General features: G+C 71.1%; 25 protein-coding genes. 11 read left to right on the forward strand and 14 right to left on the reverse strand.

Going from position 1 to position 24,100, the window contains the following annotated elements; genetic code table 11:
• Window positions 1-150 precede the first annotated feature (150 nt).
• The 3 genes from ACFP2T_RS23920 to ACFP2T_RS23930 all read left to right on the forward strand — a co-directional run bounded on the left by ACFP2T_RS23920 (window position 151) and on the right by ACFP2T_RS23930 (window position 2,468).
• Window positions 151-1,026 (forward strand): hypothetical protein, encoded by an 876-nt coding sequence (locus ACFP2T_RS23920; RefSeq protein WP_377425064.1) that lies wholly within the window; start codon window positions 151-153, stop codon window positions 1,024-1,026.
• A 63-nt stretch (window positions 1,027-1,089) separates the two neighbouring features.
• Window positions 1,090-1,458 carry a GntR family transcriptional regulator gene (locus ACFP2T_RS23925; RefSeq protein ID WP_377425065.1) on the forward strand — a complete coding sequence of 123 codons (369 nt, stop codon included), beginning with the start codon at window positions 1,090-1,092 and terminating at the stop codon, window positions 1,456-1,458.
• Complete coding sequence (locus ACFP2T_RS23930; RefSeq protein WP_377425067.1) at window positions 1,455-2,468, forward strand: hypothetical protein; 1,014 nt, start codon at window positions 1,455-1,457, stop codon at window positions 2,466-2,468. The genes ACFP2T_RS23925 and ACFP2T_RS23930 overlap by 4 nt, the downstream gene beginning before the upstream one ends.
• A gap of 88 nt (window positions 2,469-2,556) precedes the next feature.
• On the opposite strand, the gene ACFP2T_RS23935 is transcribed toward ACFP2T_RS23930, so the two are convergent.
• Both ACFP2T_RS23935 and ACFP2T_RS23940 read right to left on the reverse strand, forming a co-directional pair.
• Window positions 2,557-3,087, reverse strand: coding sequence for a SigE family RNA polymerase sigma factor (locus ACFP2T_RS23935; RefSeq protein ID WP_377425068.1), 531 nt, complete (start codon window positions 3,085-3,087; stop codon window positions 2,557-2,559).
• Complete coding sequence (locus tag ACFP2T_RS23940) at window positions 3,084-4,190, reverse strand: hypothetical protein (RefSeq protein ID WP_377425069.1); 1,107 nt, start codon at window positions 4,188-4,190, stop codon at window positions 3,084-3,086. Before ACFP2T_RS23940 ends, ACFP2T_RS23935 begins: the two co-directional genes overlap by 4 nt.
• A gap of 123 nt (window positions 4,191-4,313) precedes the next feature.
• Between ACFP2T_RS23940 and ACFP2T_RS23945 the strand changes: the two genes are divergently transcribed.
• Entirely contained in the window at window positions 4,314-5,168 is an 855-nt protein-coding gene (locus ACFP2T_RS23945; RefSeq protein ID WP_377425070.1) for a S1 RNA-binding domain-containing protein, read from the forward strand.
• Between the two features lie 9 nt (window positions 5,169-5,177).
• Here the strand turns inward: ACFP2T_RS23945 and ACFP2T_RS23950 are convergent, their stop codons facing one another.
• The 5 genes from ACFP2T_RS23950 to ACFP2T_RS23970 form a co-directional block, all read right to left on the reverse strand.
• Window positions 5,178-5,783, reverse strand: coding sequence for a UTRA domain-containing protein (locus ACFP2T_RS23950; RefSeq protein ID WP_377425072.1), 606 nt, complete (start codon window positions 5,781-5,783; stop codon window positions 5,178-5,180).
• A gap of 89 nt (window positions 5,784-5,872) precedes the next feature.
• Window positions 5,873-6,628 (reverse strand): LytR/AlgR family response regulator transcription factor, encoded by a 756-nt coding sequence (locus ACFP2T_RS23955; protein WP_377425074.1) that lies wholly within the window; start codon window positions 6,626-6,628, stop codon window positions 5,873-5,875.
• A 22-nt stretch (window positions 6,629-6,650) separates the two neighbouring features.
• The gene (locus tag ACFP2T_RS23960; protein WP_377425075.1) at window positions 6,651-7,868 is read right to left on the reverse strand and encodes a sensor histidine kinase; all 1,218 of its coding nucleotides are present in this window, start codon (window positions 7,866-7,868) and stop codon (window positions 6,651-6,653) included.
• Between the two features lie 117 nt (window positions 7,869-7,985).
• Window positions 7,986-9,551: a sugar transferase gene (locus tag ACFP2T_RS23965; RefSeq protein ID WP_377425228.1), complete on the reverse strand. Its 1,566-nt coding sequence runs from the start codon at window positions 9,549-9,551 to the stop codon at window positions 7,986-7,988.
• Window positions 9,552-9,908: 357 nt separating this feature from the next.
• Entirely contained in the window at window positions 9,909-10,769 is an 861-nt protein-coding gene (locus tag ACFP2T_RS23970; RefSeq protein ID WP_377425077.1) for an Fpg/Nei family DNA glycosylase, read from the reverse strand.
• Window positions 10,770-10,879: 110 nt separating this feature from the next.
• On the opposite strand from ACFP2T_RS23970, the gene ACFP2T_RS23975 reads away from it, so the two are divergent.
• A complete protein-coding gene (locus ACFP2T_RS23975) occupies window positions 10,880-12,043 on the forward strand; it encodes a glycosyltransferase (RefSeq protein ID WP_377425078.1) in 1,164 nt (387 codons plus the stop codon).
• Window positions 12,044-12,115: 72 nt separating this feature from the next.
• Here ACFP2T_RS23975 and ACFP2T_RS23980 read toward each other — a convergent pair whose 3' ends face one another.
• From ACFP2T_RS23980 to ACFP2T_RS24000, 5 genes are all read right to left on the reverse strand, one after another.
• Window positions 12,116-12,844: a CDP-alcohol phosphatidyltransferase family protein gene (locus tag ACFP2T_RS23980; protein WP_377425079.1), complete on the reverse strand. Its 729-nt coding sequence runs from the start codon at window positions 12,842-12,844 to the stop codon at window positions 12,116-12,118.
• Complete coding sequence (locus ACFP2T_RS23985; protein WP_377425080.1) at window positions 12,819-13,886, reverse strand: iron-containing alcohol dehydrogenase family protein; 1,068 nt, start codon at window positions 13,884-13,886, stop codon at window positions 12,819-12,821. Before ACFP2T_RS23985 ends, ACFP2T_RS23980 begins: the two co-directional genes overlap by 26 nt.
• A complete protein-coding gene (locus ACFP2T_RS23990; protein WP_377425082.1) occupies window positions 13,874-14,605 on the reverse strand; it encodes a phosphocholine cytidylyltransferase family protein in 732 nt (243 codons plus the stop codon). Before ACFP2T_RS23990 ends, ACFP2T_RS23985 begins: the two co-directional genes overlap by 13 nt.
• Before the next feature lie 195 nt (window positions 14,606-14,800).
• On the reverse strand, window positions 14,801-15,631 hold the full coding sequence (locus ACFP2T_RS23995) for a hypothetical protein (protein ID WP_377425084.1): 831 nt from the start codon (window positions 15,629-15,631) through the stop codon (window positions 14,801-14,803).
• A complete protein-coding gene (locus tag ACFP2T_RS24000; RefSeq protein WP_377425086.1) occupies window positions 15,628-16,077 on the reverse strand; it encodes an NUDIX hydrolase in 450 nt (149 codons plus the stop codon). Before ACFP2T_RS24000 ends, ACFP2T_RS23995 begins: the two co-directional genes overlap by 4 nt.
• A gap of 118 nt (window positions 16,078-16,195) precedes the next feature.
• Between ACFP2T_RS24000 and ACFP2T_RS24005 the strand changes: the two genes are divergently transcribed.
• From ACFP2T_RS24005 to corA, 3 genes are all read left to right on the forward strand, one after another.
• Complete coding sequence (locus tag ACFP2T_RS24005) at window positions 16,196-16,588, forward strand: CBS domain-containing protein (RefSeq protein ID WP_377425088.1); 393 nt, start codon at window positions 16,196-16,198, stop codon at window positions 16,586-16,588.
• Between the two features lie 141 nt (window positions 16,589-16,729).
• On the forward strand, window positions 16,730-17,824 hold the full coding sequence (locus ACFP2T_RS24010; RefSeq protein ID WP_377425089.1) for an aminotransferase-like domain-containing protein: 1,095 nt from the start codon (window positions 16,730-16,732) through the stop codon (window positions 17,822-17,824).
• A 687-nt stretch (window positions 17,825-18,511) separates the two neighbouring features.
• The gene (gene corA / locus ACFP2T_RS24015; RefSeq protein ID WP_377425090.1) at window positions 18,512-19,657 is read left to right on the forward strand and encodes a magnesium/cobalt transporter CorA; all 1,146 of its coding nucleotides are present in this window, start codon (window positions 18,512-18,514) and stop codon (window positions 19,655-19,657) included.
• 132 nt (window positions 19,658-19,789) lie between these two features.
• Here corA and ACFP2T_RS24020 read toward each other — a convergent pair whose 3' ends face one another.
• Complete coding sequence (locus ACFP2T_RS24020) at window positions 19,790-20,488, reverse strand: hypothetical protein (RefSeq protein ID WP_377425092.1); 699 nt, start codon at window positions 20,486-20,488, stop codon at window positions 19,790-19,792.
• A 191-nt stretch (window positions 20,489-20,679) separates the two neighbouring features.
• On the opposite strand from ACFP2T_RS24020, the gene ACFP2T_RS24025 reads away from it, so the two are divergent.
• Complete coding sequence (locus tag ACFP2T_RS24025; RefSeq protein ID WP_377425093.1) at window positions 20,680-21,210, forward strand: peptidylprolyl isomerase; 531 nt, start codon at window positions 20,680-20,682, stop codon at window positions 21,208-21,210.
• Window positions 21,211-21,336: 126 nt separating this feature from the next.
• Window positions 21,337-22,248 carry a rhomboid family intramembrane serine protease gene (locus ACFP2T_RS24030; protein WP_377425094.1) on the forward strand — a complete coding sequence of 304 codons (912 nt, stop codon included), beginning with the start codon at window positions 21,337-21,339 and terminating at the stop codon, window positions 22,246-22,248.
• A 35-nt stretch (window positions 22,249-22,283) separates the two neighbouring features.
• Here ACFP2T_RS24030 and ACFP2T_RS24035 read toward each other — a convergent pair whose 3' ends face one another.
• Window positions 22,284-22,748: a PH domain-containing protein gene (locus ACFP2T_RS24035; protein WP_377425095.1), complete on the reverse strand. Its 465-nt coding sequence runs from the start codon at window positions 22,746-22,748 to the stop codon at window positions 22,284-22,286.
• A gap of 114 nt (window positions 22,749-22,862) precedes the next feature.
• On the opposite strand from ACFP2T_RS24035, the gene ACFP2T_RS24040 reads away from it, so the two are divergent.
• Complete coding sequence (locus ACFP2T_RS24040; RefSeq protein WP_377425096.1) at window positions 22,863-24,062, forward strand: thiolase family protein; 1,200 nt, start codon at window positions 22,863-22,865, stop codon at window positions 24,060-24,062.
• Window positions 24,063-24,100 lie beyond the last annotated feature (38 nt).

The raw sequence follows: 24,100 nt of genomic DNA on the forward strand, positions 1-24,100 counted from the left end.
GGCCGGAGTCCGGCGCCACGCCCCTCGCGGGTGACCCGGGGGCCGGCACGCCGCGCCGGTCCGACCGACCGACCGACAACACAACCTTGGAGCGTCGTCATGCCTGACCGCCAGTACCCCGACCGAGAGAGCCGCGAGTTCGAAAGCCCCGTGACCGGAAAGCCTGCCCTGGAGAGCCCGCTGCCCGGCCTGGACACCATGCTCCGGGACGCGGCCGACGACGCGACGCGCCGGGCGATCGTGCCACCGTACGGCCTGGTCCAGAGGGTGGCGGGGCGCCGCCGAGCCGCGAGGGTCGCGACGGCCGGCGTGTTCGGGGCCGTGCTCGTCCTGGTGGTCGGGGTGGCGGCCGTCACCGGTGCCGGGCCTGACCGGGACGAGGTCCGCCCGCAGCCGGCCGCGTCGGCCACCGCGCTGGACCCGTCGTTGCGCGAGTACTGGACAGAGATCCCTGTCCTGACCTGGACGCCGGACGCGGGAGTCGAGGCGCCGGACGTGACTTCCACGAACGAGTTCCGTACGGCGGTGTTCTCCGCGCTCGGCCCGGGGGATCATGACTTCTCCCACCTCAAGGATTTGCGGACGGACTTTCCCGACGCTCCGGTCGGCGGCCCGGCCGTCGCCGTCGATCAGTCGGTCACGGAAGCCGAGTTGGAGCGCGCCGCCGCGAACCTGCGCAAGCTCGACGGCGTGCAGGACGCGCGGGTCGTCGAGGTGCCCGGGCTCTGGTTCACCGTATCGGCCACCGGCGCCGCCGCCTCCGCTCCCGCCGCCTCCGGTCCTGGGAGGTCACCGGTCATCGACCTCGAGGGGATACCGATCAGAGGCTCGGCCAGCGGGCAGGAACGTGACGCACAGAATCGTTGGATTAGCTGGGTACGCGCCACGTACGTCGGCCCGGCCATCGACCGCGCCACCTTCGACCTGCTGCGCGCACGGGCCGCCGAAGCCGTAAAGATCGATGTCTCGCAGGTGGTGGTCACCGCGGAATCCGCCGACCGGACCCCGGCGCCGACGACGAGCTGACGCAGGCTGTCGGGTGCCGCTTTAGCCCTCGCCTTGCTTGACTTGTTCTAGTAGTATGCAAACATGTTGTTCAGTGTTGTGGCGGAGAGCGGAACACCGCTGGCCGAGCAGATCGCGGCCAACGTGCGTCGCGCGTTGGCCGAGGGGGCGTTGCGGCGCGGTGATCGTCTGCCAGCGGCCCGGGAACTTGCCGACACGTTGGACGTCAACATGCACACGGTTCTCCGGGCATACGCGGCACTGCGCGACGACGGGCTGATCGAACTGCGGCGCGGTCGTGGCGCCGTGGTGACCGGCGCGGTGCCCCGGGAGCGGGCGCAGGTGATCGAGTGGGTGCGGCACCTGGTGAGCGACGCGCGACGGGCCGGCGTCGGCCTGGACGAGGTCGTGGCACTGGTACGTCAGCAATACACGAAGGAGGCAGGCGGATGAGGACAGCGCGGTGGATCGCCGGAATCGGTCTCTTGCCGGGGGTCCTGCTCGGCGGTGCGACGGCCCTGATGCTGGCGTGGTGGGACCGCCTGCCGGATCGCCTACCCAACCAGGGCGGCGTCGGCGACCGCCCGATGGAAACCACGATCTCGGTCGACGCCCTGGCCGCGATCCTGATCGGAGTGGCACTCGCCGCATGGATCACCGGGCTCGTCGTGTTTCTTGCCGCAGGCCGGCTGCCCCGGACACCCCGGCACTGGCTACGCGCCGGTGTTCAGGTCGCGGTCGCCACCATCGCCAGCGCGGCGGTGACGATCCTGCTGATGGTGCTGGGAGCGGCGCTCGACGCGACCACCGCCGCCGACGTGCACATCTCCTGGGGCTACTTTGCCGCCACCATGGCCGTGCCGGCAGTGGCCGCGGTCCTGTCAGGTCTCGTGGCGATCCTGCTGGCCGGCCGCGCCCCGGCGCAGCCCTCGGATCCCACCGCGACGACTGCGGTCGCCGCAGCGCCGCAGTCCGCCCAGCACGCCACCGCAGCCGACGGCGAGCGACTGCTCTGGTGGGAGTCGCGTTCGCTGCGCCCGGTCGTGTGGGCGATGGTCGCGCTCGCCCTCTGCGGTCTCCTGCTCGCCGCCATGCTGGTGCCCCTCGTCGGCGTGCCCGGCTGGGCGGGGCTGGCGCCGACCGTGACCGCGCCCGTTCTGCTGCCGTTCACCCGCTACCGGCTCGCCATCGACGCCCGTGGAGTCCGGCTCACCTTCGGCCTGGTCCGATGGCGACTGCCGCTGACCGCCATCGCCGCAGCGGAGGAGGCTCGCCTGGACCCGGCCACCTGGCTCACCCGTGGAATGCTGCGCGGCGCGACCGACCCCACGCTACCGCTGCTGCCCGGTCAGGTTCTGGCCCTACGGCTGACCGACGGCACCCGCCGGCTCGTCACGTGCCGCGACGTCCCCACCGCAGTCAGCACCGTCAACGCCTTGCGTGCCAGGGTGACCGCAGGCTGAGCCACACGCCGTCCGGACCCCGGTGCCCGGCACCGGGGTCCGGCGCGTGTCTCGGACCTGTCCAGTCCCACCACATGCTCGACGCTGGTCAGTTCGAGGCCGCCGGAGACACCTGGAACGCCTCGGCCAGCGGGCCGTCGACGCGCCGAAGCGCGCTGACCGCCCGGCTGGCCCGGCTCTTCACCGTGCCGGTCGAGCAGTTCAACATCCCGGCGATCTCCTGCTCGCTGAGCCCGGCCCAGTACCGCAGGACCAGCACCACCCGCTGCTGGGCGGGCAGGTCGCGCAGCGCGCTCAGCACGAGCCGAGCGGTGTCGCGCGGCTCGTAGGGGTCGGCGGCCCGCCGCTCCGGCAGTTCCCCGGTGGGGACCTCCCGCCGCCACAGCCGCCGTCCGGCCCGCCAGGCCGCCCGCACCATCACCCGCCGGGTGTACGCGTCGGCGTCGCCGTCCGGGTGCAGCCGGTGCCAGGCACGGTACGTCTTCACCAGCGCCTCCTGGGTGAGGTCCTCACCGTGTCCGTGGTCCCCGGTGAGCAGGGTGCCGTGTCGGACCAGGGCGGCGTAGCGGGCGTTGACGAACTCGGCAAAGCTGTCCGGCCCGTTCACGTAGCTGCTCATCGGCCCTCCCCGTCGGCGAGCAGGGCTCGGATTTCGGCCAGGAAGCCGGCGGGCAGCCAGACGCGGCCGCCCATCGACGAGGTGGCGAACGCGCACTCGTCGGTGCTGCTGATCGCCACCACGGCCTGCGCGGGACCGGACGGGTAGTGCAACGTGAGCGCGGCCATGTCCTTACCGGCCAGCTTCCGGCTCGGGGTCAGCGGCTGCGCCGAAGCGCAGGGCAGTTCGTCGGGCTGGACGACCCGGTCCAGTCCACGCAGGCGCTCCAGCACCTGGGAGATGGCGGACGCGTTGGTGGAGTCGATTCGGTCCCGGTCCCGCTGACCGAGCGCCGCCGTCGGCGAGTTGTCCGGCAGGACCAGCCGGCCCGGCGCGACCGGTTCGCTGCTGATTGAACCGAGGACGAGATCCAACTCCTCTGGAGCCACTTCGATACCGAACGCTGTTCCGGCCCACGGGAACCCCATGTTGAAGGCCGCCGCCCCCGACCTTTCGAAGACCCGAAAGTTTTCGACGTCGTTGTCGGTCAACCATGCTGGCTGCCCGCCGGGCAGGACGATCTCGCTGATTCCCTCGCTGAACTTCTTCGACTCCTCGGACCTGTAGGATTTTGTGCCCCAGGGACCGACGTTGATCCGGGCAGGGGAGTTGCAGTTACCGCCGGGACCCAATCTGACGTTGATCAGCACCGAGCGGGGTACCACGTCGCAGTCGGTCATCTGCTGGCCACCGCCCTGGACGACCTGCCATCCCTTCGGGGCAGCCAGGATCAGGCCGTTCGCGCGTACCTCTCCGTCGGTCACCGTCGCCGCCACCGTCGGTCGGCTGTTGGGCCTCTTGCTCGCCTCCGAGGGGAGGGTGGGTGGGGCGCTGGCGCTCGGGGAGGGGTTGGCGGTGGTCGTTCCGCCGCTGCCTCGGTTCGCGGCGACGAGGCCGCCGGTGGCGAGCAGGGCGATCGCCACGGTGCCGGCCGCCGCGGTGATGGCCAGCCGATGCCGCCGATGGGCCCGCCCGCGCCGGAGCACCTCCGACACCGGGTCGACAACCCGTGGCCGGGTGTCGGCGACCGCCGCATCGAGCAGCGATCGGATCCGCTCAGTCATGCGCGTACCTTCCGTAGGTGGGGTTTCCACCTCTCCAAAGACACCGGTAGGCCCATCGGTTCCACTGTCAGTGGTGTGTCCCAGCCCAACTTGGCACCAGAGGCGCCGCATAGGGTCGCAGGCGTGACCGAGTCCGTGTCGGCCGATCCGTTGCGGGTTGTCCTCCGTGCGCTCCGGCCTGGCGAGGTCAGGGCCGGCACGGTGCTCGGATTCGACGACGAGGGGGTCGTCGTGGACCTTGAGACGCCACTCGATGGTCCGGATCGCTGTCCGGGGCACATCTCGATGCACGAGTTGTCGTGGCGCCGTGTGGCCGATCCCTCGGAACTCTTCGAGGTGGGGCAGGTCGTCGCGGTCGAGGTGATCGGGGTCGACTGGCCGAGGATGCGCGTCCGGCTGTCGGCCAAGGCATGCGAGGACCAGGTTCTGCGGGCCTATCTTCTCGGCATCCGGCGCGGGGAGATCCTGACCGGAACGGTGGCCGAGGTCCACAACTTCGGCGTCTTCGTGGATCTCGATGGCGAGCCCGACCACCACCGTGGCACCGGGTTCATCCGAGTTCCGGAACTCTCCTGGACACACATCGGTCACCCGTCGGACGTTGTCGCGGTCGGCCAGCGGGTCACCGTCGAGGTGCTGGAGGCGGACACGCGACGGGGGCAGGTGGCCGTGTCGCTGAAGGCACTTCAGGAAGATCCTCTGATCCGGTTCGCGGAGCGGGTCGGCGAGGTCGTGCGCGGCCCCGTCACGAAGCTGGCTCCGGTGGGGGTGTTCGTACGGGTCGCCGACGGGATCGAGGGACTGGTGCCGGTTTCCGACCTGTCCGGCGGGCCGGTCGGCGCTCGCGAGCAGGGCGTACGGGTGGGCGACGAGCTGCGGGTCGAGATCCGTGACGTCGACCCGGAGCGCCGCCGGGTTCGGTTGTCGCACGTGCCACCGCTGCCGACGTCCACGGTGGTGCCGGACGCGCCGGAATGACGCGGGTCGTCAGGCGGTCCACCGCTTCAGGTTCGTGGCGTAGACCAGCTCGGTCTGGTCCCCCGGAAACACGGCGTCGGCAACCTCGACCACCCGCCCGGTGACGTCCACCGAGATCTTGCGCAGCGTCAGGACGGATACTCCCGGGTCGATGCCGAGCATCGTGGCCTCGTCCGACGACGACGGCCGGGCCCGGATCTGGTCCTCGACCCGCGCCAACTCGACACCGACGGTGTGGAGCTGGTGCTGCGTACCGCCCGGCCAGGGTTCGTTCTCCGGGTCCAGCAGGTCCGGGTTCCGCGCCACCAACTCGTACGGCAGGTAGGAACGGGAGGCGGAGAGCGGAACGGCCTCGCCCCGGCGGCTGGTCCGGTACGCCCGGCGGAGCAGTGGAGTACCGGCCGGCACCCCGAACGCCGAGGCCAGGTCCTCGTCGGCCTCGATCCGGGCGTACTCGGCGTGGAAGTCGAGATCGTGCGTGCTCAGGCCGGTGTCCCGCTCGGTCCCGCCGGTCCGGCGCCGCTCTGCCTCGTCGAGCCGTACCCGGTCCTTCTCCCACTGGTACCGCTCACTGTTCCGGCGCCGGATCTCGGGATCCCCGTCAGTGGAGCTCACCCTTCGTACGGTACGGCCTGCCCGTCGAGACGTCCGGCAGGTGGCGCCGAGAGAAATGGTGGCGGCGATGCCGAGGAAGGCGCCCCGCGTCAGCGATTCCAGTCCTGCTTCGCGGCGCGGACCAGTTTGTCCTTCAGCTCGCGGGTGTGCCGCCGGCTGACCGGCAACTCGGTCTCGTCGACCACGACGACGTAGCCCGAGTTCGCCAGCCGCAGCTCGGCGATCAGGCGGAGCTGCACCAGATAGGACCGGTGGATCCGGACGAATCCCGCGTCGGCCCAGCGCTCGGCGAGGGTGGCCAGCGGCACCCGGACCAGGTGTGAGCCGTCGGCGGTGTGCAGCCGGGCGTAGTCGCCCTGCGCCTCCACCCAGCGTACGGCCGAGCGGGGCAGCATCCGGGTGGTGCCGGCCAGCTCCACCGGGATCGTCGGATCGGGTTCGGCCCTCGCCATCGCCGCCGGATGCGTCGGCACCACCCGCGAGCCGACGACCCGGCGCAGCGACTCGGCGAGCCGTTCGGCCCGGACCGGCTTGCGTACGTAGTCGGTGGCGCCGAGGTCGAAGGCGTCGACCGCGCCGTCGTCGTACGCGGTGACGAAGACGATCGCCGGTGGCCGGGCGAACCGCCGTAGCACCCGGGCCAGTTCCATGCCGTCGAGGCCGGGCATCCGGATGTCGAGGAAGACCACGTCGACGTCGGCGTCGCGGAGCACCCGCAGCGCCTCGGTCGCGTCACCGGCGGTGTGCAGCCGGGCCACCCGGGGGTCGGCCCGCAGGTGGTACGCGAGTTCGTCGAGCGCCGGAGGCTCGTCGTCGACCGCCAGTACCCGCAGGAACCCGCTCATGCCGACACCTCGCTGCGTTCGCTCATGCGCTCGCCCGGACGTGGCGATGGAACTTCGGCACCCGCATGCTCACCTTCGTACCCGATCCGAGGCCGGTCTCCACCACCAGGCCGAACTGGTCGCCGAAGACCGACCGGAGTCGCTCGTCCACGTTCGACAGCCCGACGTGCTGGCCGGAGTCGTCGGTCGGATCGGCCGCGGCGTCGGCGATCCCGGCGACCAGTACGGCCGGATCCATCCCCACGCCGTCGTCCTCGACCGTGATGTGGCACTCGGCGCCGGCGTCCCGTGCTTCGATGCTCACCATTCCCACCCCCGGTTTGCGGGACAACCCGTGTCGGACGGCGTTCTCGACCAGTGGTTGCAGGCACAGGAACGGCAGGCTGACCGGCAGCACCTCGGGTGCGATCTGTAGCCGCACCTGGAGTCGGTCGCCGAACCGGGCACGCTCGATGGTCAGGTACCGGTCGATGGACCGCAGTTCCTCGGCGAGCGTGGTGAACTCCCCGTGGGCGCGGAACGAGTACCGGGTGAACTCGGCGAACTCCAGGATCAGTTCGCGGGCCCGCTCGGGATCGGTCCGGACGAACGATCCGATCGCGGTCAGGGCGTTGTAGATGAAGTGTGGGCTGATCTGCGCCCGTAGCGCCCGTACCTCGGCCCGGGCCAGCCGCTCCCGGGACGAGTCGAGTTCGGCGAGCGCGAGCTGTGCCCCGGCCCAGTGCGCGGTCTCCAGCGCCGCCTGCACCAGGCCCGGCACGGGCTGGTTGTCGGCGATTGCCACCAGTGCCACCGTGGCCCGGCCGTCCGGACCGGTCAGCGGGGCGACCACGGCGCCCCGAACCGGGCAGTCGACCCGGTCACAGCGTAGTTCCGTCTCGCCGAGCACTGTGGACCGGCGCGTGGTGATGGTCTGGACGGCGGCGGCGAGCAGTTGTTGGCTGTGGTGGCTGCCCCGGCCGTCGAGTGCCAGTATCCGGTCGCGGTCGGCCAGCGCCAGTCCGGCGGAGCCGACCAGGGTACGCAGGTGGCGTACCGCCTTGGCCGCGCCGGCCGGGGTGAGCCCGGCGCGGAGCGGCTCGGCGGCCAGGCCGGCGGTGTGCAGAACGTCGTAGGTGGCCCGTTGGGTGGCGGTGGCGATGCCCCGCCGGGCCCGAAGCCGGACGACGGCGAAGAGCGCGGCGACCAACGCGCTGATCATCGCCACCACGGCGATCGCCGTGGAAAGGTTCGGCCCCACGCAGAGATCCTGACGGTTCCCGCCCGGTTCGCCAAGCCCGCGTACGTCCGGATCCCGCCCCCGGTCGGTCCGGATCGCGCCGCTGCCGATGCGCCGCCAGTACGCGTCCCTGCGTCGTCAGTACGCGCCCTTGCGGGCCAGCACGACCCCGATGGTCCGCCACAGGATGCTCAGGTCGTACGCCAGCGACCAGTTGTCGACGTAGTAGAGGTCCAGCCGGACGGCCTCGTCCCAGGACAGGTCCGAGCGGCCGGAGACCTGCCAGAGCCCGGTGATGCCGGGACGGACCAGCAGCCGGCGCCGGACGTCGCCGAGGAAGTCGCCGTCGTCGGCGGGGAGCGGGCGGGGGCCGACCAGGGACATCTCGCCCCAGAGCACGTTGATCAACTGGGGTAGTTCGTCGAGCGAACTTGCCCGGAGGAATCGCCCGGCGGGGAAGACCCGGGGATCCTCCTTGATCTTGAACAGCATGCCGTCGGTCTCGTTCTGGTCGACCAGGCCGGCGAGGCGCTGTTCGGCGTCGACGTACATCGTCCGGAACTTCCAGACCCGGAACGTCCGGCCCTCGTGGCCGACCCGGGGCTGGCGGAAGAAGACCGGCCCGGGATCGGAGAGCCGGATCGCGACCGCGATCGTGACGAAGAGCGGGATCAGCAGCAGAAGTCCGAGCCCGGCGGCCAGCCGGTCGAGCAGGTTCTTGGCCAGCAGGGCCGGACCGGAGAGGGTCGGCTCCTCGACGTGCAGCAGCGGCAGGCCCTCGATCGGCCGGATGTGCACCCGGGGACCGGCGATGTCGGTGAGCTGCGGCGCCACGATCAGGTCGACCCCGGAGCCCTCCAACTGCCAGGCGAGCCGGCGCAACTCACCCGGTTCCGTGCTGGCCGAGCCGCAGACCGCGATGGTGTCGCCGCCGACCTCCCGGACCAGCGACAGGACGTCCCGGCCGGCGTACACCGGGATCGGGGTCTCGATGCCCCGGGCCGCCGCGTACCCGTCGGTGAGGTGGATGGCCACCGGGATGAGCCCGGCGGCGGGGCTCCGGCTGACCGCCGTGTAGACCTCGAGCGTCTCCGGCAGGGTGCCCACCAGCACCACCTGCTGGGCGGCCTGCCCGGCTCGGCGGCGGACCGTGTGCAGGACGATCCGGGCGAGGTACCGGGCGAACAGGACCAGCAGCATCGCGCCGAGCAGCGCCGTGCCGACCGTGAGCCGGGACACGTCGGTGTTGGTGGCGAAGGTGACGAAGGAGACGCTCGCCGCGACCGCCACCCCGGCCCGGGTGACCCGCTTGAACTCGTCGGTGCCGAGCCCGAGGTAGCGCCGGTCGTAGGCCCCGTTGGACCAGAGCACGATCAGCCAGCCGAGTGGAAGTAACAGGTAGGAGACGGTGTAGAACCAGGTGGCGTTGGAGGTCTGGAAACCGGCTCTGGCCTGCTCGAACTCGGTGCTGGCGAGCCAGCTCGCCAGCACCGTCGCCGCGAAGTCCAGTAGCAGCAGGATCGCGATGTACGGCCGGTGCCAGCGGGACACCCGCCGGTGGGACCGCGCCCACGCGGAGCGGGGTACGCCATTGGGCTGCGGAGCGGTCGGCGGCTGGATCTCGAAGCTGTCGACGTGCCGCAGGGTGCTCGGTTGGCCAGCGTTGCCTACCGGGCGCTGGAGGCTTGTCGTCACCTCACCCACGTCCTCCCGCGTGACACGTGCCGCCCATTTGCCGTAAGGGCTCGGGTCGCCCACCGTCTCAGTCTCTCCCATGCAGGCCCCACGGGGACGCCGACCCGAGGGACAGTACGCCGCCCGCCCCACCGGCAAGAAGAGCCGGGCCGCCCCAGAGCAGAGTCGCAGACCGGGTCACTATACCGACGGAAAGGGTTGGCGGTAGAGCCCAGCGCGGGCCGTTTCATCGTCCCGTGGGCGTTTTCCATGCTTATCAAGAGCCAGGGTCACCCAACGTACAAGCACAATCGCTCAACATACAAGCACGCGCACTCAGCGGGCGAGCCGAACCGATCAACGAGCGCGACGGTTCCGCGACGCCGGTCAACGGACGAGCCGGGAGAGCCGGCGGTCGGCGAGCGGCTTGCCGCCGGTCTGACAGCCGGGGCAGTACTGGAGGCTGGAGTCGGCGAACGACACTTCCCGGACGGTGTCGCCACAGACGGGACAGGGCAGACCGGTTCGGGCGTGTACCCGCAGCCCGGCCCGTTTCTCCCCCTTCAGTTCGGCGGCCCGCTGCCCCATCGAGCGCGCGACGGCGTCGCCGAGCACCTCGCGGACCGCCGCGTGCAGGGTCGCCAGCTGTGCCTCGGAGAGCCGGTTCGTGAGCGCGAACGGCGAGAGCTTCGCCACGTGCAGGATCTCGTCCGAGTACGCGTTCCCGACCCCGGCCAGCACCTCCTGGTCGGTCAGTACGCCCTTGACCTGTCCACGCCGGCTGCGGAGCCGCTCGGTGAAGGTCGCCAGGTCGGTGGCGAGCGCGTCCGGCCCGAGTCGGCTCACCCCGGGCACCAGCGCCGGGTCGGTGACCAGGTAGGCGGCGAGCTTCTTCTGCGTACCGGCCTCGGTCAGGTCGAAGCCCGACCCGTCGTCGAGGCGTACTCGAAGGGCTATGGGGCCTTTGCCGGGTTTGAGAGGGAGGGTCGAGTTGAACGCCTCCCGGTAGTGCAGCCAGCCCGCACGGGCCAGATGGACCACCAGATGCAGCTCGCCGTCCAGTCGTACGTCCAGGAACTTGCCGTGTCGACCCGCGTCCACGACCTCCCGCCCGGCTGCCGCCGACGGCGCCGGGTCGTACGTCTTCAGGGCGCTGATCGCCGCGACCTCTATCCGGTCGACCCGCCGGCCGACCGCCCGCTCGCGCAGGTAGCCGGCGAGGGCCTCCACCTCCGGTAACTCAGGCACGAGGTAAACGGTAGCGTTCAATCCCCCGGGTGCGGCAATGCGCGCCCATCCGACCGGGCCCGCTCGCCGCGCGGCCGGGTCGGCGGCGGTCACGAAGGAGGGCAACCGGCGTGCAGGTGATCGTCGCGCACAACCGTTACCGCGAGGCGCAGCCGTCCGGTGAGAACACCATCGTCGACCAGGAGATCATCCAGCTCCGGGCGGCCGGCGTGGAGGTTCTTCCCTTCCTGCGCAGTTCCGACGAGATCGCCGAGTTCTCGCCGGCCGCCAAGGCGCTGCTGCCGATCTCGCCGATCTACGCTCCGAGGGCGCAGCAGGAGCTGAGCCGGCTGATCACCGAGCACCGGCCGGACGTACTGCACCTGCACAACCCGTACCCGCTGCTCTCGCCCTGGGTGGTCCGGACCGCGCACAAGCACGGGGTGCCGGTGGTGCAGACGGTGCACAACTACCGCCAGGTCTGCTCCTCGGGGCTCTACTTCCGGGACGGCCGGATCTGCCAGGACTGCCGAGGTCGGGCGCTGGGCGTGCCGGCGATCGTGCACCGGTGCTACCGGGGCTCCCGGGCGCAGAGCGCGCTGATGGCGACGACGCTCGCCGTACACCGGCCGACCTGGCGCTCGGTGGACCGGTACATCGCGCTCACCTCGGGCATCGCCGACCACCTGCGGGACTACGGCATCCCCGACGACCGGATCGTGATCAAGCCGAACGGGATCCCGGACCCCGGAACACCGGCACCGCTCGGCGAGGGCTTCCTGTTCTTCGGCCGTCTCTCCCCGGAGAAGGGCGTCGGGCTGCTGCTGGACGCCTGGCGCCGGCACCCGGACGGCGCGCTCGGTCCACTCCGGATCGCCGGCGACGGCGAACTGCGCGGCCTTGCCGAGGCCGCCGCCGCCGAACGCGGCGACGTCGAGTTCCTCGGCCCCCTGGACCGGGCCGGAGTGGCTGCCGCGCTCCGCTCCACCGCCGTCGTCCTCGCCGTACCCACCTGGCACGACGTCCTACCGACGGTGGTGATCGAGGCCCTGGCCGCCGGCCGCCCGGTGCTCGGCACCGCACTCGGCGGCATCCCCTACCTGGTCGGCGCCCACGACCCCACCGGCCCGGCCGGCTGGGTCGTCCCCGCGGACCCCGCAGCCCTGGCCGCCGCCCTCCCCACCGCCCGCGCCACGGCCGCCGACCTCGCCCCACTCGCCCGCACCCGCTACGAGCGGACGTTCCACCCCGACGTGGTCACCCGGCAGCTGGTCGACGTGTACACCAAGCTGTAAGGAAGGGCCCCTTCTTATCGTTTTCTGTAGAAGAAGGGCCCCTTCCTAACCGCTCAGCGGAGCGCGCGGCGCTCAGCGAAGCGACGCGCGGGCCGAGAAGGCGATGCTGGCGAGCAGGAAGCCGCCGTTGACGAGGGTGAACGCGGCGATGAGCCAGGTCGTCCACTCCGGCACGAGGGTCAGCACCACACCGGCCAGGAAGATCACCGCGCCGTAGTCCCGGATCAGCTTCGCCAGCCGGACCGGCAGCGAGGTCGAGGTGACCATGCTGGCCGCGTTCGGGCCGGCGGCCATCACCGAGGTCACCAGGTTGACCATCCAGGTGCCGGCGAACGCCGCGACCAGCCAGGTCGGCGCCGACGGCCGCTGCGCCACCGCCGTCGCCGACAGCGCGGTCACCAGCGCGATCTGGGCCGCCACGTCGCAGAGCACGTCCACCCGGGCGCCGGCCGGGCTGCCCTGGCCGGTGACCCGGGCGAGCTGCCCGTCCGCGCAGTCCAGGGCGTACGCCAACTGCCAGCCGACCAGCGCGACCAGGCCCACGACCCAGGCGGCCACGTCCCCCGTGGCCACCTGCCCGGCAAGCGTCACCACGGTCACCGAGACCGCCAGCCCGAGCAGCAGGTTGCCCATGGTCAGCGCGGTGGGTGGCAGTCCCATCCGGTGCGCGGCCAGGGCCATGCCGGCGCCGATCCGTTGGCTGATCGCCTCACTGAACAGACCACCGCCCCGGTTGACCCGGTAGAAGTCGGCAGCGGTGGGCGGGGGCAAGAACTCAGCCGAGATGTTCACGGAGTGCATCGACGTAGTTTGCCAGCCGTTCACCGATCGCGTCAGGAGCCAGGTCGAGGTGTTCGAGAATGGTGTACCGGTCCGGTCGGGTACGCGGCGCGTGGTACACCGCCGCGACGAACTCGGCGTCGGTCAGGCCCAGCTCGCCGGGGGTGGTGGGCAGTCCGTGCCGGTGCAGGCAGGCCGCCAGCTGGCCGAACCGCTCCAGGTCCCCACGTAGGAACGTGCAGAACAGTGCACCGAGCCCGACCTGCTCGCCGTGCGAGGCCCGACCCGGACACAGGTGGTCGAGGGCGTGCGAGATCTCGTGACAGCCGCCACTGGCCGGCCGGCTCGACCCGCAGACGGAACTCGCGATACCGCCCAGGATCAGTGCCTCGGCCAGCGTGGTCAGGAATCCGTCATCGGTGATCTTGCCGGGGTGGTTGACCAGCGCCTCGGCCCCGGTCCGGGCCAGCGTCACGGCCAGCCCGTCGATCGGCTCGGCGCGTATCCGGTGCGACAGTTCCCAGTCGGCGACCGCGCTGAGGTTGCTGAGCGCGTCCCCGATGCCGGCCTGGGTCTGCCGGTCCGGACCGTTCTCCACGAAATCGAGGTCGACCACGACGGCGATCGGGATGTGCACCCCGTAGGAGCCCTTCCCGCCGTCGTGGTCGAGGGAGGCCGTGGGCGAGGCGATGCCGTCGTGGGCGAGGCTGGTCGCCACGCTCACCATCGGGATGCCGTACCGGGAGGCGGCGTACTTGGTGGTGTCGATGGTCTTGCCGCCACCGATCCCGACCACCGCGTCGTAGGAGCGGCGGCGCAGGTTCTGGCCGAGTTCCTGTGCGGCGTCGATGGTGCCGCCGACCACGGTGAAGACGTCGGCGTTGCCGAGGCCCGGCCGGATCAGTTCGGCGATCCGCTCGCCCTGCCCGGGGCCGACCACCACCGCCACCTCGCCGCCGGCCGAGATGCGCCGGTCGGCCAGCAGCGGACCCAGGTCCGCGATCGCGCCGCGGCGCACGTCGATCGCCAGCGGGGTGTTGACGGTACGGGCTAGTAGTGGCATGCGATCTCCCGTGCTCGGGCGAGGTCGTCGTGGTTGTCGACCTCGACCCAGGAGACGTCACCGATCGGGGCCGCCCGCACCTCGCCGCCCCGGTCGGCGAACTCCTGGTACCCGTCCTCGTAGTAGAGGTGCGGATCGCGCCGCCAGGTGGTCTCCAGGGCGTCGGCCAGCTCCGCGGCGATCCGGGACTCGATCAACGTCGCCCCGATGTACTCCCCGTACGCCTCGGCGGGGTCCAGCTGCTTGTTGATCCGGGTGAGCTGACCACGGCTGTCGAAGATGGTCTTCATCTCCTCGTCGGCCAACTTCTTGATGTTGTCGATCGCGAGCAGGATGCCGGGGCCACGCTGGGCGAGCAGGGTCTTCTCCACGCTCACCGGATGCACGGTGTCGCCGTTGACCAGCAGCGCCCCCTGGGCGAAGTGGTCCCGGGCCAGCCAGAGCGAGTACGCGTTGTTCCACTCCTCGGCCCGGTCGTTGTGCACCAGGGTCAGCCGTACGCCGTACCGGTCCTCCAGGGCGGCCTTCCGCGACTCGACGGCCTCGGCCGCGTACCCGACCACCACGGTGACGTCGGTGAGCCCGACCTCGGCGAGGTTGCCCAGCGCGATGTCGAGGATCGTCGTCTCGCCGTCGACCGGAATGAGTGCTTTGGGTAGGGTGTCCGTGTACGGGCGCAATCTGCGGCCCGCTCCCGCGGCCAGCACCATACCGATCATTCCGGGTCCTTCCTCACGACAACCGCCATCGCAGGGAGGATAGCGCCGCGTGACAGCAGCACGAATTCCCGGCGAATCCTGGGCCAATCCGTGTCGACCGTAGCCGCCCCGGGCACGGTCCCGCCCGGCGGCGGCCGTCAACAGGCAGGCCGCCCCGGAATCAGCCGGACAGGACAGCAGGTGATCGGTTCCAGATCAGCCGGGCAGGGCGGCCAGGTCGGCGAGGAGTCGCAGCCGTTCGGGAGGAGTGAGTACGGCGTAGGGGCCGGCGGCCCGCCGGTCGGTCTCCAACTCGATGGCGAGCCGTTCCGGCCCCGACGTCAGGTCGACGATCGTCCGGGCGGTATGCCCCGCGGCCTGCCAGGCGGCGGCGTGCGCGTCGGCGCGGTGGTAGCGCAGCGTGCCGAGGCGGTTGAGCAGCAGAACGCCGGCCGGAGTGCCGTCCGGCTCGTACGGCGACGCCATCGCGCCGAACGCGCCGACCTCGACCGGTCGACCCGGATCGGCCGGGCCACCGCCGGTCGGGCCGGTCCCACCGACCGGCGGGAGGTCGAGCGCGGGTGGTGGGGCGTCGAGTGCGGCGCCGAGCAGCCGGCCGACCGTGTCGACGAGCCGACGTACCCGCTCGGAGTGTCCGGTCCAGATCTCCCGGGTCACCTCGGCGTGCAACTCGTAGAGCTCGCCCAGGAAGGCCCGGCCGCGCTCGGTGGCGAGGATCCCGCCGTCCGGCTGCCGATGGATCATGCCGTGCGCGACCTGTTTGTCGAGCGCACGTTGGCACTCGGCCTGGTCGCCGTAGCGGATCAGGGCGGCCAGTCCGGTACCGCTGATCGTTCCGGTTGGCGCGGCCAGCCGGGTCCGGAAGTCGACCAGGAAGCCCACCGCGGCCGGTCCGCCATAGCGCTGGACCAGTTCTGCCCCACCTCGGCTGCGGGCGGCCGTCATCGCGGCGCGGAAGACCCGGTCGACCGCCGGCCAGACCAGCGCGGCTGCCTGGTGCGGCGCGAGCGGGACGAGGTCGTTCACAGGCCGATCAGGTGCAGGGCGCGGAAGGCGTCCTCCGCGATCTGCCGGATCAGCCCGTCGCCCGGGTCGCGGCCCTCGTCGAGAACGCCGACCTCGTGCTCGGCGAGCCAGCGGAACTCGGTGTGCTTGCCGGGTTCGAGCCGGGGCCGGGAGAGGTCACCGTCGACCCGGACCAGGAAGTCGGATTCGATCCGGTCGAGTCCGTCGCTGCCGGTGTAGCGATGCTCGCCGACCAGGCCCAGCACCAGCGAGACGGTCCAGCCGGTCTCCTCGGTGACCTCGCGGAACAGCGCCTCCTCGACGGTCTCGCCCGGTTCGAGATGGCCGCCGACGATGTCCCAGGTGTTGGGAAAGAGCTTACGGTGGGGGGACCGTCGCTGGAAAAAGATCCGGCCCTCGTCGTCGACGACGAGGGCTCCGGCGCAGCGTAGGGGCTCTGTGGACACCCGTCGAGACTAGTCACCCTGACCTGACACCACCCACCGCCGGCTTGTACTTCCCCGGCCGAGCGTCCAGTCTGTTCCTACCGGTACCGCCCGTCCCGTCCCGAAGGTGTGATGTGTGATGCGGGTACGCGAAGCGATGTCCAGCAACGTTCTCGTGGTCGGTCCGGAGCACACGCTTCGGCAGGCCGCCCAGATGATGTCCCGGCGGGGTGTCGGCTCCGCGGTCGTGGTCGATCCCGATTCCGAGGGCGTCGGCATCATGACCGAACGCGATGTTCTCAAGGCGATCGGTGCCGGGCTCGACTGCGATGTCGAACGGACCGCGGCCCATCTGACCTGGGACGTCGTCTACGCCGGCCCGGACTGGACGGTGCACGAGGCGGCCGAGGCGATGGCCCGGGGCGGCTTCCGGCACCTGGTGGTGCTGGAAGACGGCGAGGTGCTCGGCATGATCTCGGTCCGGGACATCGTCCGGGTCTGGGTCGACGCCCCGGCGGTCGCGTCGATCTGACCGTTCCGCCGGCCCGCCTCGGAGGTGGTACCCGGTCATTCCCCGATGGGCGAACGCGTGCCCGCCGGTTCCGTTGCTCAAGATACGGACATTGTCGTGCCTCCGCCCCGGACGCCGGGAGCGCCCGTAGGCTGGGGAGTCATGACTGCCGAGCAGCTGATCTCCTTCGCCCGTGGTGCGCCGTCGCTGGACATCGTCGATATCGACGGACTGAAGGCCGCGGCCGGGCGCGCCTTCGACGCCGATCCGGCCGGCATCACCGGGTACGGGACATCGGTCGGATACCCGCCCCTGCGGAAGTGGATCGCCGACAAGCACGGCGTCGAAGTCGACCAGGTCCTGGTCACCAACGGGTCCCTCCAGGCCGACGCGTTTCTGTTCGCGCACCTGATCCGGCCGGGCGACGCGGTCGTGGTGGAGCGGCCGACGTACGACCGGACGCTGCTCAACCTGCAACAGCAGGGCGGCGAGATCCATGCGGTGACCATCCAGCCGGACGGGATCGACACCGACGAGCTGGGCAAACTGCTGGAATCCGGGGTACGTCCGAAGCTGGCGCACATCATTCCGAACTTCCAGAACCCGGCCGGGGTGACCCTCTCGCTGGAGAAGCGGCAGGCCCTCCTCGAACTGGCCGCCGAGTACGACTTCACCATCTTCGAGGACGACCCGTACGCGGACATCCGGTTCCGGGGCGAGCCGCTGCCCTCGATGCTCTCGCTCGACGAGCGGGGCAGCGTGGTGCACGCCTCCAGCTTCACCAAGACGGTCTGCCCGGGCGTCCGGGTCGGCTACCTGGTCGGACCGGCCCCGCTGATCGCCGACATCGCCAAGGAGGCGACCAACCTCTACATCTCGCCGGGGATGGTGGCCCAGGCGATCGTGCACCAGTTCTGTGTCTCCGGCGACATCGACAGGTCGATCCGTACCGTCAGCACCGCGCTCGGGGACCGGGCCGGGACGCTGGCGTCGGCGCTGCGGAAGCACATCCCGGATGTCCGGTTCACCGAGCCGAACGGTGGTTACTTCCTCTGGATCGAGCTGCCGCAGAACGTGCACGTGGACCGGCTGGCGCCGGCGGCGGCCGAGCGGGGCGTGACGGTGGTCAAGGGCAGTGACTTCCTCGTCGAGGGCGGTCAGCACGCGTTGCGGCTGGCGTACTCGGGGGTGACGGTGGACCAGATCGACGAGGGCGTACGCCGGCTCGCCGACGCCGTGCGGGCGGTACGCGACTGACCCGGGAGCGACCTGGCGCCGGGGTACGGACGGGGGCGGACGCCGCCCGTTTCGTGCCCCGGCGTTCGTGTTCCGGACCGGCCCTCGTCGTCGGCCTCGTCGTCGGCCTGGGTTCGGCCGGTCGCGGGAAGGGCTCGCGGTCGCGGGGAGGGCCTGCCCAGGCCTCGGGGAGGGCTTGCCCAGGGCTCGGGCTAGCCGGAGCCTGCCGCCAGTGCCCCTTTTTTCGGCCGGAACTTGTGTCGGATATCCGACAATGGCCGCCAGGGGTCGATCCGGGGTTTCCTACGGGCCGGTAGGCGGCTCACAATGCTGCGAGCGCCACTCGCGTCAGGGCCGAGCATCCGCCTACGGGCGGCGGCGGCCCGGCGGAGTTCCGTCCGTGGTTGGCGCGCAAGACAGAACCCCCCGCCCCCACGGCGCCGGGTGGGCCGTCCGCACCTTACCCCCCGACGTGGACGGTCCACCCGGCGCCACCCCCTGGTGACCCGACCGGCGGAACCGCCTGATCCCGTCCACCCGGAGCGCGGCTCCCGGTGAGCCGTCCCTGCCGGCCACGCTCGCCGGGCCAGTTGATCGCCGCCGGTGACCTGGCCCAGCCTGGGTGGTGACTCGTGACATGCCGGCGGGCGCGCGGGGTCGGCGTACCCTGCAATCCGCACCCAGACTCTGGCCGAAAGGGGGGCGGCGATGCCGGATCGAGTTGATCACGATCGAGTTGACCTCAACGGGAGCGGCAGGCCGAGACCCCGGGCCTGGACCGCGCCGGTGCGCGCGGTGACCCGCATGCTCAACACCGAGGTCGGCCAGCAGCGGACCCCGGACAGCCGGTCCGAGCACGGCGGCGTGGTCGACTGCGGCGTCTACGTCGACGGGGTACGCCAGCCGGGCGAGTGGAGCCACGCCGACGCCCTGGAGGCCGCCCGCGCGCAGCCCGGTGCCTTCGTCTGGCTCGGCGTGCACGAGCCGAGTTCGGCGGAGATGGCCGGCATCGCGGAGACGTACGGGCTGCACGAGCTGGCCGTCGAGGACGCGGTCAAGGCGGAGCAGCGCCCCAAACTGGAACGGTTCGGCGAGGTCACGTTCCTGGTGCTGCGTACCGTCCGCTATGTCCGGCACGGCGAGCTGACCGAGAACTCCGACGTGATCGAGACCGGCCAGGTGATGCTCTTCATCGGTCCGGACTTCGTGGTCAGTGTGCGGCACGGCGACGCCTGCCGGCTCGCTCCGGTCCGGTCGGACCTGGAGAGCCGGCGGGAGATCCTGGGCCAGGGGCCCTGGGCGGTGGCGTACGCCGTGATGGACCGGGTGGTCGACATCTACCTGGAGGTGACCGACCGGGTCGGCGACGATCTGGACATCCTCGAGGGCGAGGTGTTCGCCCGCCAGGCGCACGGCCGGATCCAGCGGATCTACCAGATGAAGCGGGAACTGGTCGAGTTCAAGCGCGCCGTGGTCCCGTTGCAGCGGCCGCTGATGTCGCTGACCGCGCAGGTGAACCGGAACGTGCCGAAGGAGATCCGGCGGTACTTCCGCGACGTGCAGGATCACGTGACCCGGACGGTCGAGCAGGTCAGCGCCTACGACGACCTGCTGAACTCGATTTTGCAGGCCCGGCTGGCCCAGGTGACGGTCGAGCAGAACAACGACATGCGCAAGATCGCCGCATGGGCCGCGATCGCGGCGGTCTGGACCGCGATAGCCGGAATCTACGGAATGAATTTTGACTTCATGCCGGAGACGAACTGGAAATACGGTTATCCGGTCGTCCTGGCCCTGATGCTGGCGATCTCGTTGGGTCTCTACCGCTGGTTCCGGCGCAACCGCTGGCTCTGACCGACCGGACCGGCGTGAGACGCGGCGTGGGGCGAGTCTTGCCCCACGCCGCGATCGTCTCGTCCGTCCCCGGCCCCCGCTCCGCCCTCGACGCATCGCGCGGACGGAGTGCCGCCTGCCGGTGTCCGGTGCTCAGCCGCCGCTGTTCCGCGACGGCGTGGCGGCGGCGCCGAGCAGGCCGTCCGACTTGTCGCCGCTCTTCGTCACGACCTTCTTGGTGCTCTCGCTGATCGGCGCGGTGGTCGTGGCGAGTTTCTCGCCGGCCGCCGCGGTGCGATCCTTGGCCTTGTCCATCGGGGAGGACTTCGGCGAGGCCGGTTCGCGCCCGGAACTGCCCATGATCGAGGCAGCGTCGTCGCGTACCGCGTCCAGGGTGGCCGCCGGGTCGTACTCGTCCCATGGGTGTCGCCCCCGCCGCCGCATCGCGGCCGCGCCCATGGCCCCGGCCACCGCCCCGGCGACCAGCAGCCCGGTCAGCATCGGCCAACGTCGACGCATCATCGAGTTCTTCTTCCGCATCGCTTTCATCTTCTTCGACCTCGCCTTAAGGGCGACCGAGCCTGCCTGGCGGGCGCCGTCCGCAGCGGCTGCGGCGGCCACGGCCAGCGGTGCGAACCGGGTCACCGTCGACTCCCAGCCCTCCGACGCCGTCTGCCGCACCATGGTCGCCGTCGGCGAGAGGTAAGCACGGGCGGCATCCGCCCGTGGCCCCACCGCCGCCCCGAACCCTGACGCGGCGTGGGTGGCCGCTCGCATCAGGTGATCGAGACTCTCGCCCAGTTCGGCCTTGGCGAGTTTCCTGCGGGATCTGCGCCCCCCGAATCCAAACACCGGTCCCCACCTCCTTGGGTGTTGTTCCTCCGTCATCCTGCACCTTCGGATGCGCCCGCACTGCCAGAACGGGCACATGGGAGGATCCGCATAGAACCACCTACCCAGCGCCGGCCCGGGCCTCCTGGCCGGCGGAGGAGTCCCGCCGGCCGGTACCTCTCGGCCGGCGGCATGTCGATCGAGGAGTACTCGTGGCCGAGGCCGTCTACGCAACTCTGCACACCAACGCCGGGCCGATCCGGCTGGAGCTCTTTCCCAACCACGCACCCAAGACCGTCACCAACTTCGTGGAACTCGCCGAGGGCACCCGGCAGTACACCGATCCGCGCACCGGCCAGCCGGGTAGTGGGCCGTACTACGACGGCACGATCTCGCACCGCGTGATCAGCGGCTTCATGGTCCAGATGGGCGACCCGACCGGCACCGGCCGGGGTGGCCCGGGTTACAACTTCGCCGACGAGTTCCACCCGGACCTGCGGTTCGACCGGCCCTACCTGCTGGCGATGGCGAACGCCGGGCCGGGCACCAACGGCTCGCAGTTCTTCATCACCGTCGGACCGACGCCGCACCTGAACAACCGGCACACCATCTTCGGGCAGGTCGCGGACGAGGACTCGGCAAAGGTCGTCGACTCGATCGCGAACACTCCGACCGGAGCGCAGGACCGGCCGATCCAGGACGTCGTCATCGAGCGCGTCCAGATCGAGCGTAAAGACGTCTGACGTCGATCCCGGGTACCTTTGCCGGCATGAATAAGCGCGGCGGAGGGCGGGCATGAGCGAGCGTAGCGGGCGAATCGGTCAGCTCGGTCCGGCTTCTGCCGGACCGGAGTGTCGCGGAGGGCTGGCATGAGCGAGTCCCCTCCGACCACCCCGGCCTGTTATCGCCACCCGTCCCGGGAAACCTACGTCCGGTGTACGCGGTGCGACCGGCCGATCTGTCCGGACTGCATGCGGGAGGCCTCGGTCGGGCACCAGTGCCCGGAGTGCGTGGCCGAGGGGCGCCGAACGTCCCGGCCGGCGCGCACCGTCTTCGGTGGCGGTGCCGCCGGTCACTCGGGCTACGTGACCAAGGCCCTGATCGCGATCAACGTCCTGCTGATCCTGCTCTCCGTCTACTCCGCCCGGGGTGGCAACTCGCTGGCCGGTGCCGGTTTCGGCGGGTTGCTCGGCGGGTCGACGCCGCTGACCAACTGGGGAGCGGTGCTCGGACTGGACACCGTCTTTCCGTTCGGCCCGGAGGAGGGCGTGGCGGCGGGCGAGTACTACCGGCTGTTCACCGCGATGTTCCTGCACTACGGGCCGCTGCATCTCCTGATGAACATGTGGGCGCTCTGGGTGCTGGGTCGATCCCTGGAGGCCACCCTCGGGCCGCTGCGGTTCCTGGCGTTGTACCTGGTCGCCGGGGTGGGCGGCAACGTCGCGGCGTACCTGTTCAGCGATCCGACCGCCCGGACCGTCGGTGCCTCGACCGCGATCTTCGGACTCTTCGCCGCCCTGTTCGTGATCATGCGGCGGATGGGTCGGGACACCTCGTCGGTGATTCCGATCCTCGTGATCAACCTGGTCTTCACCTTCGCCGTACCCGGCATCTCCATCGCGGGCCACCTGGGCGGCCTGACGGCCGGCGCCGCCATGGCCCTGGTGCTGGCGTACGCCCCACGGTCCCGGCGCACGCTCTTCCAGGTCGGTGGCGGCGCGCTGATCGGGCTGGTGCTGACCGGGTTGACCCTGATGCAGACGGCCGCCCTGCTGAGCTGACCGATCGCCGGCGGGCACCAGCGAGCGATCCGGGTTCAGTGGGACGGATCGCTGGACTGGCCCGTCGGCTGGGTCGGGCGTGCCGTCTCCAGTGCGGTGGCGACGTCCGTCGGCGCTGCGCCGAGGTCGTACTGGCTGAGCAGGTGGATCGAGGCGCCGGTGTCGATCTCCAGCGTCTCGGTGCGCAGCCCGAGGCGGGGCCGGCTGTCGACGTTGATCTGTTCCACCTCCGCCCAGGGGATGTACCGTCGCCCGGCGAATCCCCTGGGCACGGTGATGCCGCCGGCATCGGCGGCGAGCCGCACCGGGGCGACGAGATCCCGTACCGCCCAGCCGAGCAGGCCGAGCGCGACGAGCGCGGCGATGCCGAGCCGTACCGGGTCGCCGTCGGCGAAGGCCACACCCAGCGCGACGAAGATCGCCGCCCCGGTCAGCTTGAGTACGGGCAGCGCCCGGTTGACGTGCCAGCGGAGCGGCGGAGTGTCCGGGTCGGAATGCACGGGTCCAGGATGCCACCGCCAGCGATCGGGTCCGGCGTACCCGGTCCGAGCCAGCGCCCGAGAGCCGCCGGTGACGACGTAGGATCGGAGTAGGCAAGTTACTGGGGAGTAGATATGGCGGACGCGGTCATCGTCGGTGCGGTACGGACCCCGGTCGGGCGGCGTCGGGGCGGACTTGCCCCGGTGCATCCGGTTGACCTGTCGGCGCGGGTGCTCACCGCGCTGGCCGAGCGTGCCGGGCTGGACCCGGCCGAAGTGGACGACGTGATCTGGGGATGCGTGTCCCAGGTCGGCGAGCAGGCGTGGAACGTCGGCCGGAACGCCGTACTCGCCGCCGGCTGGCCGGAGTCGGTGCCCGGTACCACGCTGGACCGGCAGTGCGGATCGAGCCAGCAGGCGTTGCACTTCGCCGCCGCCGCAGTCAGCTCCGGACAGGCGGATCTCGTGGTCGCCGGTGGGGTGGAGTCGATGACCCGGGTGCCGATGGGCAGTAGCATCCAGCCTCCGGCGGGCGGCACGCCGGCCGGCACCGGACTGCCCTACGGCGGGCAACTGCGGGACCGCTACCGGGGCCGACCGGGCTTCGCCGCCGACGATCCGGTGCCGTTCAACCAGGGCGTCGGCGCGGAGATGATCGCGCAGCGATGGCGGCTGTCCCGGACCCAACTCGACGAGTACGCGCTGGCCAGCCACCAGAAGGCGGCCGCCGCGCAGGACGCCGGCGCGTTCGAGCCGGAGATCGTTCCGGTCGCCGTACCCGACGGGGCGAAGGTCGCCGTCGACGAGGGGATCCGCCGGGACACCACGCTGGCCCGACTGGCCGAACTGCCGACCCCGTTCCGGGCGGATGGAATGGTCACCGCCGGATCCGCCTCGCAGATCTCCGACGGTGCCGCCGCGCTCGCGGTGACCAGTTCGGAGTGGGCCCGGGAGCGGGGCCTGCGACCGCTGGCCCGGATCCACACCGCCGTGGTCGCCGCCGACGATCCGGTGCTGATGCTCACCGCGCCGATCCCGGCCACCGCGAAGGCGCTGCGCCGGGCCGGGCTGGGAATCGAGGAGATCGGGGTGTACGAGGTCAACGAGGCGTTCGCACCGGTCCCGCTGGCCTGGCTGGCCGAGACCGAGGCCGATCCGGCCCGGCTCAACCCCCGGGGTGGGGCGATCGCCCTGGGCCATCCGTTGGGCGGTTCGGGCGCCCGGATCATGACCACGATGCTCCAGCACATGCGCGACAACGGCATCCGGTACGGCCTGCAGACCATGTGCGAGGGCGGTGGCATGGCCAACGCAACCATCGTGGAACTTCTATAGTTTCATTTTCATCCATGTCCCTGCCGCGTCAATCTCGG

The sequence above is a fragment of the Plantactinospora solaniradicis genome (assembly GCF_042658085.1).
Taxonomy (GTDB): Bacteria; Actinomycetota; Actinomycetes; order Mycobacteriales; family Micromonosporaceae; genus Plantactinospora; species Plantactinospora solaniradicis.